This window comes from Providencia sp. PROV175 (assembly GCF_032707045.1).
Taxonomy (GTDB): Bacteria; Pseudomonadota; Gammaproteobacteria; order Enterobacterales; family Enterobacteriaceae; genus Providencia; species Providencia hangzhouensis.
Genome location: NZ_CP120533.1, coordinates 1,622,698 through 1,634,875 on the forward strand (window position 1 = coordinate 1,622,698; position 12,178 = coordinate 1,634,875).

13 protein-coding genes are annotated in these 12,178 nt (G+C 38.6%); 10 read left to right on the top strand and 3 right to left on the bottom strand.

Annotated features, from left to right (window positions below; all coding sequences use genetic code 11):
• Position 1: 1 nt before the first annotated feature.
• The 8 genes from rseC to acpS all read left to right on the top strand — a co-directional run bounded on the left by rseC (position 2) and on the right by acpS (position 7,680).
• Positions 2 to 466 carry a SoxR-reducing system protein RseC gene (gene rseC, locus P3L44_RS07075; protein ID WP_004264981.1) on the top strand — a complete coding sequence of 155 codons (465 nt, stop codon included), beginning with the start codon at positions 2 to 4 and terminating at the stop codon, positions 464 to 466.
• Between the two features lie 403 nt (positions 467 to 869).
• On the top strand, positions 870 to 2,663 hold the full coding sequence (lepA, locus tag P3L44_RS07080; RefSeq protein WP_036959062.1) for a translation elongation factor 4: 1,794 nt from the start codon (positions 870 to 872) through the stop codon (positions 2,661 to 2,663).
• Between the two features lie 17 nt (positions 2,664 to 2,680).
• Positions 2,681 to 3,646 (top strand): signal peptidase I, encoded by a 966-nt coding sequence (gene lepB / locus P3L44_RS07085; RefSeq protein WP_140172290.1) that lies wholly within the window; start codon positions 2,681 to 2,683, stop codon positions 3,644 to 3,646.
• A 302-nt stretch (positions 3,647 to 3,948) separates the two neighbouring features.
• Positions 3,949 to 4,629: a ribonuclease III gene (gene rnc / locus P3L44_RS07090; RefSeq protein WP_004264978.1), complete on the top strand. Its 681-nt coding sequence runs from the start codon at positions 3,949 to 3,951 to the stop codon at positions 4,627 to 4,629.
• Positions 4,626 to 5,534 carry a GTPase Era gene (era, locus tag P3L44_RS07095; RefSeq protein WP_004264976.1) on the top strand — a complete coding sequence of 303 codons (909 nt, stop codon included), beginning with the start codon at positions 4,626 to 4,628 and terminating at the stop codon, positions 5,532 to 5,534. The genes rnc and era overlap by 4 nt, the downstream gene beginning before the upstream one ends.
• An 11-nt stretch (positions 5,535 to 5,545) precedes the next feature.
• Positions 5,546 to 6,274 (top strand): DNA repair protein RecO, encoded by a 729-nt coding sequence (gene recO / locus P3L44_RS07100; RefSeq protein WP_140172291.1) that lies wholly within the window; start codon positions 5,546 to 5,548, stop codon positions 6,272 to 6,274.
• Positions 6,275 to 6,562: 288 nt separating this feature from the next.
• A complete protein-coding gene (gene pdxJ / locus P3L44_RS07105) occupies positions 6,563 to 7,294 on the top strand; it encodes a pyridoxine 5'-phosphate synthase (protein ID WP_272662247.1) in 732 nt (243 codons plus the stop codon).
• Positions 7,294 to 7,680 carry a holo-ACP synthase gene (gene acpS, locus P3L44_RS07110; protein ID WP_140172293.1) on the top strand — a complete coding sequence of 129 codons (387 nt, stop codon included), beginning with the start codon at positions 7,294 to 7,296 and terminating at the stop codon, positions 7,678 to 7,680. The genes pdxJ and acpS overlap by 1 nt, the downstream gene beginning before the upstream one ends.
• Before the next feature lie 87 nt (positions 7,681 to 7,767).
• Here acpS and P3L44_RS07115 read toward each other — a convergent pair whose 3' ends face one another.
• Complete coding sequence (locus tag P3L44_RS07115; protein WP_036959019.1) at positions 7,768 to 8,028, bottom strand: YfhL family 4Fe-4S dicluster ferredoxin; 261 nt, start codon at positions 8,026 to 8,028, stop codon at positions 7,768 to 7,770.
• A gap of 542 nt (positions 8,029 to 8,570) precedes the next feature.
• Positions 8,571 to 9,020, bottom strand: a complete 450-nt coding sequence (locus P3L44_RS07120; RefSeq protein WP_004264971.1) for a hypothetical protein — start codon at positions 9,018 to 9,020, stop codon at positions 8,571 to 8,573.
• Between the two features lie 184 nt (positions 9,021 to 9,204).
• Here P3L44_RS07120 and leuE point away from each other — a divergent pair, with 184 nt between their 5' ends.
• On the top strand, positions 9,205 to 9,858 hold the full coding sequence (gene leuE / locus P3L44_RS07125) for a leucine efflux protein LeuE (RefSeq protein WP_140172294.1): 654 nt from the start codon (positions 9,205 to 9,207) through the stop codon (positions 9,856 to 9,858).
• Between the two features lie 95 nt (positions 9,859 to 9,953).
• On the top strand, positions 9,954 to 10,436 hold the full coding sequence (gene tadA / locus P3L44_RS07130; RefSeq protein WP_004264969.1) for a tRNA adenosine(34) deaminase TadA: 483 nt from the start codon (positions 9,954 to 9,956) through the stop codon (positions 10,434 to 10,436).
• A gap of 40 nt (positions 10,437 to 10,476) precedes the next feature.
• On the opposite strand, the gene mltF is transcribed toward tadA, so the two are convergent.
• Entirely contained in the window at positions 10,477 to 12,084 is a 1,608-nt protein-coding gene (gene mltF, locus P3L44_RS07135) for a membrane-bound lytic murein transglycosylase MltF (RefSeq protein WP_410480054.1), read from the bottom strand.
• Between the last annotated feature and the right edge of the window lie 94 nt (positions 12,085 to 12,178).

The window sequence follows — 12,178 nt, forward strand, 5'->3', positions numbered from 1 at the left end:
TATGGTAAAAGAGTGGGCAACAGTAGTCCGTTGGCAAAACGGTAGGGCTTTATTGCGCTATGGTTCTTCATCCGGCTGTGGTAGTTGCGGTGCTCGTAAAACCTGTGGTTCTTATGCTTTAAGCAAAATTGGGCCAAATACGGAACATGAATTAGAAATCGCAATTGAACAACCACTAGTTGAAGGGCAGAAAATTGAAGTGGGCATCCCTGAGGGGAGTTTAATTCGCTCAGCGCTGTTAGTTTACTTAACACCCATTTTGGGGTTGTTTATTTTTGCTGGCTTAGCGCAGGCGTTTGATTTTGAGCAGTTCTGGATAGCGATTTCAGGTGTAATTGGTGGTATTATTGGTTTTTATGTTGCGCGTAGGCTAGCGTCAAATTTGCGCGATGATGAAGCTTTTCAACCTGTTGTTTTACAGATAGGGTTGCCTCCGAGCGAGCTTTCAGTACAAATTAATTGCTAAATTTCAATATGTTGAGTTAGAAGGTTAATTTGATATTATCAATTGAAAGGGGAACATATGTTTCCCTTTTTTGTGGATTAGAATTAATTAACATACAAATAGTATTATGGCTAATAAAGTCATTAACATATTTTGTCTGTTTTGAGTTAGAAATTACAATAGATTGATTATGGCTATAAGCGTGGTTGATGTGGTTTGTATTAATGATGAATTATGACGACTAACCTATTAACCTGATGCAGGTTTACAGTTGTTTTACATTGAATCTTTGTGTTAGCGGGTTCTTATATGTAAAATGCTGCTAATTAACAATCTTGTGATAATCATAGCATTTTAGTTTTGTCGCGATACTTGCACAAAGCTGATTTTGTAAGGCAATTTAAAAGAAGATATTACCTTGAAAATCAATAATATAAGAAACTTTTCCATCATTGCTCATATCGACCATGGTAAGTCGACCTTGTCAGATCGCATTATTCAAATTTGTGGTGGCTTAACCGACCGCGAAATGGCGGCACAAGTTTTAGACTCGATGGACTTAGAGCGTGAGCGTGGGATCACTATTAAAGCACAGAGCGTGACGCTTGATTATAAGGCGTCAGATGGTGAAACTTACCAATTAAACTTCATTGACACCCCGGGTCACGTAGACTTCTCTTATGAAGTATCTCGTTCATTAGCAGCCTGTGAAGGTGCTTTGCTGGTGGTTGATGCAGGGCAAGGCGTTGAGGCTCAAACCTTGGCAAACTGCTATACCGCTATCGAAATGGATTTAGAAGTGGTTCCGGTTTTAAATAAAATTGATTTACCCGCTGCAGATCCTGAGCGTGTTGCTGATGAAATAGAAGATATTGTTGGTCTTGACGCGCATGATGCAGTTCGCTGCTCTGCAAAAACAGGTATTGGTGTTCAAGATGTGATTGAACGCCTTGTTAAAGAGATCCCACCTCCGATTGGGGATGCGGATGCGCCTTTGCAAGCACTTATTATTGACTCGTGGTTTGATAACTATTTAGGCGTTGTTTCATTGATCCGTATTAAAAACGGAACATTGAGAAAAGGCGATAAAATTAAAGTGATGAGCACCGGGCAAGTATATAATGCAGATCGCCTCGGTATTTTCACACCTAAGCAAATCGACCGTGATGTTTTGAGTTGCGGTGAAGTGGGCTGGTTAGTTTGTGCAATTAAAGACATCACTGGTGCCCCAGTTGGGGATACGCTAACAGGGGCTCGTAATCCAGCGGATAAAGCATTACCTGGTTTTAAAAAGGTTAAACCACAGGTTTACGCTGGTTTATTCCCAGTCAGTTCTGATGACTATGAATCATTCCGTGATGCACTAGGTAAGTTAAGTCTAAATGACGCGTCTTTATTTTATGAGCCAGAAACTTCTACTGCGCTAGGTTTCGGTTTCCGTTGTGGTTTCCTTGGCTTACTGCACATGGAAATCATTCAAGAACGTTTAGAACGTGAATATGACCTTGATTTGATTACCACTGCGCCAACTGTAGTGTATGAAGTGCAGCAGACCAATGGTGATATCGTGTATGTCGATAGCCCATCTAAGCTACCGGCATTGAACAATATTGAAGAATTACGCGAACCAATCGCAGAGTGTCATATGCTGATGCCTAAAGAATATTTAGGTAACGTTATTACACTTTGTATTGAGAAACGTGGCGTTCAGACCAATATGGTCTATCATGGTAATCAAGTATCGTTGACTTATGAAATCCCAATGGCAGAAGTGGTATTGGATTTCTTCGACCGCTTAAAATCAACGTCTCGTGGGTATGCATCTTTAGATTATGCATTTAAACGTTTCCAAGCATCAGACATGGTGCGTGTTGATGTTCTTATCAACAATGAGCGTGTAGATGCTTTGGCCTTGATCACTCACCGTGCGAATTCTCAATATCGCGGCCGTGAACTGGTTGAAAAAATGAAAGAGTTGATCCCGCGTCAGCAGTTCGATATTGCGATTCAAGCTGCGATCGGTAACCACATTATTGCTCGTTCTACAGTTAAACAACTGCGTAAAAACGTACTTGCTAAGTGTTATGGCGGTGACGTTAGCCGTAAGAAAAAACTGTTACAGAAGCAAAAGGATGGTAAGAAACGCATGAAGCAAGTTGGTAACGTTGAGCTACCACAAGAAGCGTTCCTTGCTATATTGCATGTTGGTAAAGACTAAGTTTACAAGGAGTCTCAATGGCTAACACCTTTGCCTTGATCCTAACACTGGCAACATTAATCACTGGGATTATATGGTGTTTAGACAAGTTTAAATTTGCACCTGCGCGTAAAGCAAAACTTAAACAGTTACAGGATGCAACAAATGGCGCAGTGAGTGAGGCGGATATGGCGAATGCTGTCCGCCGTCCATCTTGGCTTGAAACAGGGTCGTCTATTTTCCCTGTGTTAGCGATTGTACTGATTGTGCGTTCATTTATTTATGAGCCATTTCAAATACCTTCAGGGTCAATGATGCCAACGTTGTTAGTTGGCGATTTTATGTTGGTTGAGAAATTTGCTTATGGTTTGAAAGATCCAATCACACAAACGACATTAATCGAAACAGGTAAACCGAAACGTGGTGATATCGCAGTTTTTAAATACCCTAAAGATCCTAATGTTGATTTTGTAAAACGAGTTATTGGAATGCCGGGTGATAAAATTATTTATAACCCAGATGCAAAGGAACTCACAATTTACCCTAATTGTGCAGATAACAAATGTACAGAGACCTTACCTATTGTTTATGGTCCTCTGGCGCCGAGTGAATGGACAATGTTCCTTGATATCGGTTCTGTTGTTGATAACCAAAAGGGCAATTATGAAATTCCATTAGACCAACCTCTACCAAGAAATGCATTGCGTCAATACGAACGTAGTGAAAAATTGGATACGGTTGAGCATCAAATTTTGATTATTCGTCAAGCAATTACGGAAGCAAAATATTTGCAACCAGGTATGCCGAAGAATGAATGGATTGTTCCTGAAAAGCACTACTTTATGATGGGTGACAACAGGGATAATAGCTCTGACAGTCGTATGTGGGGCTTTGTGCCGGAAGAGAATTTAGTTGGTCGCGCGGTATTTATTTGGTTAAGTCTTGATAAGCAAGAAAATGAATGGCCGACAGGTATTCGCTTTAGTCGAATTGGTCCACTATAATTTGGTTAGTGGGTCTAGCTAAATGCTACAAATACGGGTTTTCGTTTGAAAACCCGTATTATCCGAAGCATTATTGTTTTACCCAGTGTACAATATAGATTAATTAATATTATTGGCTCCCCAATTATTAACTCTCCCATTTTAACTTATTGTAACTAATGGATTTTTATAATTAGTTTCACTGAGCTGTAAAATATATGGAAGCATAAGGAGTCAGTGCAAACGCAACAGTTTTGTAAAATGGTGAATTTTACAGGTCTGTTGCGTGTGCTTTTTTATCAAATAAAAATGGTTGGGCGCACATGAACCCCTCTTTAATAGAAAGATTACAACGTAAGCTTGGTTATCAATTCAAACAGAACGAGTTATTAATCCAAGCATTGACACATAGAAGTGCAAGCAGCAAACATAATGAACGCCTAGAATTTTTAGGTGACTCGATTTTGAGTTTTGTGATTGCAAATGACTTATACCACCGTTTTCCAAAGGTAGACGAGGGGGATATGAGTCGTATGCGAGCAACGCTTGTACGCGGAAATACATTAGCAGAAATCGCACGCGAATTTGAACTCGGTGAATGTTTACGTTTAGGACCGGGGGAATTAAAAAGTGGTGGTTTTCGTCGCGAATCTATCCTTGCTGATACTGTTGAAGCACTGATCGGTGGTATTTTTTTAGATAGTGATATCCAAACGATCGAAAGAATTATTTTAGATTGGTATCAAAGTAGACTGGTTGAGATCAGTCCGGGTGATAAGCAAAAAGACCCGAAAACAAGGTTACAAGAATATCTGCAAGGGCGCCATTTACCACTACCTAATTATTTGGTTGTTCAGGTCAAAGGTGAAGCTCACGATCAAGAATTTACGATCCACTGCCAAGTCAGTGGTATTGACCAACCGATTAATGGCGTTGGCTCAAGCCGTCGTAAAGCGGAGCAAGCAGCAGCAGAGCAAGCATTGAAAATTTTGGAGCTTGAATGAGTGAATTACAATCCCACTGTGGTTTTGTTGCCATAGTTGGACGGCCAAATGTCGGTAAATCGACATTATTGAATCAATTACTGGGGCAAAAAGTTTCGATTACTTCGAGAAAGCCACAGACGACTCGCCATCGTATTATGGGGATCCACACAGAAGATAATTACCAAATTATTTATGTTGATACCCCAGGACTTCATATTGAAGAAAAACGTGCAATTAACCGTTTAATGAATCGCGCTGCATCCAGTTCAATTGGTGATGTTGAATTAGTTATTTTTGTTGTTGAAGGAACTAATTGGACCGCTGATGATGAAATGGTACTGACTAAGTTATCTAGCTTGCGTTGCCCTGTTATATTGGCAATTAACAAAATTGATAATGTGACTGATAAAACCATACTGTTGCCACATATCAGTATGATCAGTCAGAAAATGAATTTTTTAGATGTTGTTCCTATCAGTGCAGAAAAAGGTACTGGTGTGGATACAATTGCTAAAATTGTTAAACAACATATACCTGAAGCTATTCATCATTTTCCTGAAGACTATATTACTGACCGTTCTCAGCGTTTTATGGCATCTGAGATTATCCGTGAAAAGCTCATGCGTTTCTTAGGTGATGAGCTACCATATTCGGTGACGGTTGAAATTGAACAATTTAAGGTAACAGAAGCGGGTATTTACCATATCAATGGCTTGATTCTTGTTGAGCGTGAAGGCCAAAAGAAAATGGTTATTGGTAACAAAGGTAGCAAACTGAAAACCATCGGTACCGAAGCGCGTATCGATATGGAAAGAATGTTTGATAACAAGGTACACCTTGAGCTTTGGGTTAAGGTTAAATCTGGCTGGGCTGATGACGAAAGAGCATTACGTAGCCTGGGTTATGTTGACGACCTAAAATAGTAGGTGGCAAAGTGAGTGGTTGGCAGCGTGCGTTTGTACTCCATTCAAGGCCTTACAGTGAAACTAGTTTATTGCTCGATTTTTTTACTGAAGGCGAAGGAAAAATACGCTTACTTGCAAAAGGCGCTCGCCGTAATCGTTCACCATTAAGGGGCTGTTTACAGCCCTTCACACCTTTGTTAATCCGTTGGGGGGGCAAAGGTGAAATCAAAACCTTAATCAATGCCGACCCTGTGTCTTTGGCTCTCCCTTTAACGGGAACCGTTCTATATAGTGGTTTATACCTTAATGAATTAACCGCACGTGTATTAGAATTTGGTACACCATATTCCTCACTATTTTTTGATTACCTTTCATGCTTACAGATCCTTGCCGCAAGTGAGCACACCCCTGAATTTGCATTGCGTCGGTTTGAATTGGCTCTGCTTTCTTACCTTGGTTATGGTGTTGATTTTTTACATTGCGCTGGCAGCGGAGAGCCCGTTTCTGACACAATGACTTACCGGTATAGAGAAGAAAAAGGGTTTATTGGTAGCTTGGTTGTTGACCAGCTTAGTTTTACGGGTAAACAACTTAAGTCATTGGCGAGTCGAGAATTTCCTGACGCAGATACGCTCAAAGCAGCAAAACGTTTTACCCGACTTGCTTTAAAACCATATTTAGGCGGTAAACCTTTAAAAAGCAGAGAATTATTTCGACAGTTTACTTACTCGCCAGTTACACATAACAAACAGAGCTAAAATTGTTTTTCATTTTATTTTTTATCTAGTTTGTTACACCTCGATTACTACAATATATCCTTTTCTCATGTGTCTTTTTAGCGGAACTGGCTCTTTCAGACAATACATTTATTTCACTGGTACAAAATCTTACGAAGCGCTTCGCAAAAATAAAATACAAATACTGAAACAGGATATACAGATTGGAATTTGCTTCGAATGGTGAGAGATTTATTCCCTCAAAGGAGAAAATTACAGTAGGATAGTAGGTAGATGAGTTTGTTAGTGTTTATTAATGGGGAATAAAAAATGGCAGAGCTTTTGTTAGGCGTAAATATCGACCATATTGCAACGGTTAGAAATGCAAGAGGAACTCAATATCCAGATCCTGTACAAGCTGCGTTCGTTGCTGAACAAGCGGGAGCTGATGGTATCACCATTCATTTACGTGAAGACCGCCGTCATATTACAGATAGAGATGTCACATTGCTAAATGAAACCATTCAAACTCGAATGAATCTTGAAATGGCGGTAACGGACGAAATGGTAGAGATTGCTTGTCGTATTAAGCCTGCATTCTGCTGTTTAGTACCTGAAAAACGGGAGGAAGTGACCACGGAAGGCGGTTTAGATGTCGCAGGGCAAAAACAGAAAGTTGCAGATGCTGTTAAACGCCTCACAGAAGCGGGTATTTTAGTTTCATTGTTTATTGATGCAGACCACGCACAAATTGATGCTGCGCAAGAGTGTGGTGCTCCGTTTATTGAAATCCATACAGGAGCCTATGCAGATGCTAAAACAGAACAGGAGCAAGAACTTGAGTTTCGCCGTATTCATGATGGCGTTATATATGCGGCGAGTAAAGGAATTAAAGTCAATGCAGGTCATGGTTTGACATACCATAACGTTCAACGTATTGCACAGTTACCTGAAATTTATGAGCTTAATATTGGCCATGCAATTATTGGCCGTGCTTTGTTTAGTGGGTTAGCTCAAGCGGTTACTGACATGAAAAAAATCTTATTAGAAGCACGTAAATAATGGCCATTGTTGGATTAGGAACGGATATTGTTGAGATTGCTCGAATTGAGTCGGTGCTTGAACGAACCGGTGATAGTCTGGCGAAAAGAATTCTAACTGAGAATGAATTAGCCCAATATCAACAGCAATCAAAGCCAGCTCGTTTTTTAGCAAAACGCTTTGCAGTTAAAGAAGCGGCAGCAAAAGCATTAGGAACAGGGATCCGTAATGGTTTGGCCTTTAACCAATTTGAAGTAACCAATGACAAATTGGGGAAACCATTATTAAGTTTAACTGGGGAGGCATTGGAGCTGGCGAATCGGTTAAAAGTTACGCATTACCATGTTTCTATTACCGATGAACGTCACTATGCATCTGCTACAGTTATCATAGAAAGTATTTCTTGAATCAATGTAATACCGAGCTGCCAGTAAAAATCACTGGCAGCATTTAAGGATAACTAGATAAATAATTGGATATAAGTGAAGTTAAACCTAAATTTTATCGGCGTGATGAATTGCAACAAACTTATCCCAAAGCTGTTCTTCAGTTTCGATATGTTGAGGATCTGTGATGATTGTATTAGTAATTGGGCAAACGGACTGGCAAGTAGGTTTGTCGTAATGGCCTACACATTCAGTACATAGTGTTGAGTCAATTTCGTAAATTTCGTCACCCATAAATATTGCATCATTTGGGCATTCGGGTTCACACATATCGCAATTGATACAGCGTTTTGTAATTAATAAAGACATATCAGTGATTTACATTGTATTAAGTTAAAAACTAGTAACTTATACCTTGCACCTATTCGTTACTTTCGTTTGGTTTTTATATTTTTATGCCATGTATTTTACCTGCAAAGCCTGAAAAAAGTAACAACAAATCATAGTGTAGATGTTTTACATCATTTAAATGATAAATTTGTGTTTTTAGTGTTCAATTTTTTGCTATACCAGAATATTGGTATCCTTTTCTGTTATTGTATTCACATCTGGATCGTTATTTTCTATTTTTAAATAATCAGTAAACTAGAATGTAATAATAAAGTGAATTAAGATAAGAATGTAAATATACCTATGCTAAATAATCGAAACTAGGGTGAAAGATAAGATTATTTATTTAAATAGACCTAATGTTAATAGTGTGGTGAAGTTTTAATGTTGATGATCTTATACCGCTTTTCTTTCTTTATTAAAATATGATTTTAAAGTTGATTATTTAAATAAGGGGCAAATTAATACCCCCTTGTGACTAATTTAAGGTGTCATAAAATATACGTAATATAAGGAAGGTATTATATGATGCTATAGCTATGGGTTTTCCAGCTTTTATCTTTTTCAGCTTGACTGAATATATGGATAAGGCCATTGGCGATAAATAGAGTTGCCGATTGAATTGTACTTCCAACAGTAAATTCATCAACATAGAGTAGTTTTATGCCAGCTTTATCGTCAATTTCATATAATTCGACGATTTTCTCGCTTAAATTATATCCATATAAGTATTGTTTATTATCTACTGTATCATAAAATGCTTGAATATTACCAAGGTAGGATCTTAATTTTCCTTTTTGCGCAGGAGCATTTGGTTCAATTTTACCGTTATCAGCCATGGCATAGACAACGTAAGTTTTATCTTTTGAATGGCCTAAAAAATAATTACGCTTTGCGGCATTGAATGTCATTGTTGTTGGATAAAACTCTTCAAATGAACCGTCTTGTACCAATCTTCTAATGATAGCCATATATTTATTCCTTTTACTATTAATAATGAATAATAATTTGATTGCCTAGTTATCATAAATAAATAAGTTAGATTTAAAATAATCTTTATTATTAGTTCATTTCATATATCTAATTAATTGAATAAATATTCACAAAGATTGAAAGTTGTGATAAAAATAATAAAAAAGATAAAGGGTTGAAAATATGTTCGAAAATCTTGGTGTTCTTAACTTTTGGACTTACCTAGCTGGGCTTGTTTTAATCATTATCGTGCCAGGGCCTAATTCATTATATGTATTAAAAACAAGCACTTCGAGTGGGGCTCGGTTTGGTTATCGGGCTGCTCTAGGGGTATTTACTGGGGATGGGATATTAATTTTCCTGTCATTCATTGGTGTAGCTTCGGTAATCAAAGCTTCTCCAACATTATTTATGATAGTGCGCTATTTAGGGGCTGCTTATTTACTATATTTAGGTTGTAAGATTTTATATAGCACATTTATGCATAAGAAGTCGAATCAAGACGGCACTGACACTATTTCAATTAAAACTAAAACAGAAAACCATTTTACTCGAGCCTTAGTGCTGAGCTTAACAAACCCGAAAGCAATTCTATTTTATATTTCTTTCTTTATACAATTTGTTGATTTTAATTACTCTCATGCATGGGTGCCTTATCTTGTACTCGCGACGATCTTAGAATTAGTCAGTTTTTTATACTTAAGCTTATTGATTTTTAGTGGTTACTTGATAGCTCGTTTTTTACGTGAAAAGCAGCTCCTTGCAAAACTTGGAAATTGTACGGTAGGCGCTTTCTTTATGGGTTTTGCAGCTAAATTAGCGATTTTTAGCAATTAAAATTAGGTTGTTATTATAAAGGCAAAAGCATTTTAATTGCGGTCATTCTAACATTTAAGGATAATCACGTGTAAACGCATTGGTTAGAGGTAAGAGTGACACAAATAGAAATTGATGAGTATTGGATGCAACAAGCCATTGAACTTGCGCTAAAAGCACAAGATCTTGGCGAAATTCCTGTCGGTGCGGTCTTAGTGAAAGATAACCATTTGGTTGCCTCGGGGTGGAATCGTTCTATTATTGACCACAATCCGACTGCACATGCTGAGATTATGGCTTTGCAACAAGCAGGGCAAGAGCTATCAAATTATCGGTTATTAGATACCACCTTATATGTCACGTTAGAGCCTTGTATTATGTGTGCAGGTGCAATGATCCACAGCCGTATTAGCCGTGTAGTTTATGGTGCTAAGGACTTTAAAACTGGAGCTTGTGGTTCTTACCTAGATATCATGGGGCAAGCAGGGTTAAATCATTATGTGGATGTTACTGGTGGTGTTCTAGAACAGCAATGTTCTTCAATGCTGAGTGCTTTTTTTAAGCTGCGTAGAGCCCAAAAAAAAGAACAAAAGCGCTAATATGGTAAATTTTAGCGCTCCCATTTTATTTCAGCATGATTTATAACGGTTTCTCAGGTGCTTTTAGTGGTGTGATGGGCGTTTTATCATCGGTTTCATCGGTATTTTGCGATGGATGTAGTGAAAGCAAATACTTTCCTAATGGTAGTCTTTTTTCTTCAAGTGTTTTAGGTGGTTGCGTTGCAGAACTCATTTTCCCTAAATGTGTAGTACTCACTTTTTCAGGAATAGGGGACTGATTTTGAATCGTTTGAGACTCAGCTGCTGTCAGGTTTTCTGGTGAAATTAAATAAATAAGTGATTTTTGTGCAATATCAAGTGCATGCTGTTTTCTTTCTTGGCTTTGTAAGTAACCAACTAAACTTTGATGATAACGACGAATATTCTCAACGTAACGATAAGCTTCGTGGCCACGTGCATAACCATAAGTGAGTTGTGAGTAATATTTTTTCTGTGTCAATAAAGGCAAGCGGGCTTTCACATCTAACCACCGGTTAGGGTCTCCACCTAACATTTCAGTTAATTTACGGACATCCTGCATATGCCCATACCCCATATTATAGGCGGAAAGGGCAAACCAGATACGGTCATCCTCTTCGATGGTTTCAGGTAAACGCTCCATAATATAAGCAATATAAGCGGCGCCGCCCTTTATGCTTTCTTCCGGGTCTAACCTATCCGCAATACCCATTGTTGTTGCGGTTGGCTTTGTTAGCATCATTAGCCCGCGTACCCCCGTAGGTGAGGTCGCTAAAGGATCCCAATGGGACTCTTGCCATGCAATAGCCGCTAATAATTTCCAGTCAATTACCTGAGCATATTTTTCAAATAGAGGTTGATACTCGGGGAGTTTATTATCAATGGCTTTAATAAATGCCATTGTATCGAAATAATCGAAAGACTCTACATGGCTGAAATATTTTTCATTAAGACGTGCAAGTAATTCGCTTTCATGGCTGATGTTGAAGAAATCAAGCAACGCAGCATCTAAACTGTTTTCTTTACTACGACGCATATACCAAGTAACAGCATGATCATCCAATAAATCAAAAGCAACCGCTAATTGCGGGTGAATACGTTGCTGTAGTGCAACGGCAATAGAGTCTTCTAATGTGTAGTCAACCTCACCATCGGCAACCATTTCAAGGATTTGATTGGTATTGTATTTTGAGGTTTCTTCCCACTTTAGGTTTGGGTATTCCTTGGCGAGTTCCTTCAAGGTACTTGCATGCGCCGTACCCGCTGTTACCAATAATTTACCCGTTATTTCATTGAAGTTTTTGGGGCGATTTGTTCCTTTGCGATAGACAAGTTGTTGAGTGACATTAAGATAACTTGGACCAGTTTTTGTTTTGGCTAAACGGTCTTTGTTATACAGTAAACCCGCAACCGCGATATCGGCATCGCCATTTTCAAGGTCATCGAATATTTGCTCGAATGTTGGGCGGATGGTTATCTTGAGTTTAACTCCTAGGTATGAGGCAAAGCCTTGAGCCAGCTCGTAGTCAAACCCACGCAGCTGTTTTTGCTCATCAATATAGATAAGTGGCGAGCTAACGGCACTAATACGTAATTCACCTTGAGAAATAATTTTATTAATTTGTGAATTCTGCGTATTGGGCCAACGGACGTTAAAACCGATGACCATAGTAGCCAGTAGCGCGATGACCACGACAATTAAATAGTTAACTTTTAAGTTATTCAAATAATAGTTTCTCGTGCATTGACTGGTGCTGTATGTC

What these genes read in the sequence shown, in the direction of transcription:
- rseC (WP_004264981.1), top strand. Translation starts at nt 2, where the DNA reads ATGGTAAAAGAGTGGGCAACAGTAGTCCGTTGGCAAAACGGTAGGGCT.
- lepB (WP_140172290.1), top strand. Translation starts at nt 2,681, where the DNA reads ATGGCTAACACCTTTGCCTTGATCCTAACACTGGCAACATTAATCACT.
- rnc (WP_004264978.1), top strand. Translation starts at nt 3,949, where the DNA reads ATGAACCCCTCTTTAATAGAAAGATTACAACGTAAGCTTGGTTATCAA.
- era (WP_004264976.1), top strand. Translation starts at nt 4,626, where the DNA reads ATGAGTGAATTACAATCCCACTGTGGTTTTGTTGCCATAGTTGGACGG.
- pdxJ (WP_272662247.1), top strand. Translation starts at nt 6,563, where the DNA reads ATGGCAGAGCTTTTGTTAGGCGTAAATATCGACCATATTGCAACGGTT.
- acpS (WP_140172293.1), top strand. Translation starts at nt 7,294, where the DNA reads ATGGCCATTGTTGGATTAGGAACGGATATTGTTGAGATTGCTCGAATT.
- P3L44_RS07115 (WP_036959019.1), bottom strand. Translation starts at nt 8,028, where the DNA reads ATGTCTTTATTAATTACAAAACGCTGTATCAATTGCGATATGTGTGAA.
- P3L44_RS07120 (WP_004264971.1), bottom strand. Translation starts at nt 9,020, where the DNA reads ATGGCTATCATTAGAAGATTGGTACAAGACGGTTCATTTGAAGAGTTT.
- leuE (WP_140172294.1), top strand. Translation starts at nt 9,205, where the DNA reads ATGTTCGAAAATCTTGGTGTTCTTAACTTTTGGACTTACCTAGCTGGG.
- mltF (WP_410480054.1), bottom strand. Translation starts at nt 12,084, where the DNA reads ATGGTCATCGGTTTTAACGTCCGTTGGCCCAATACGCAGAATTCACAA.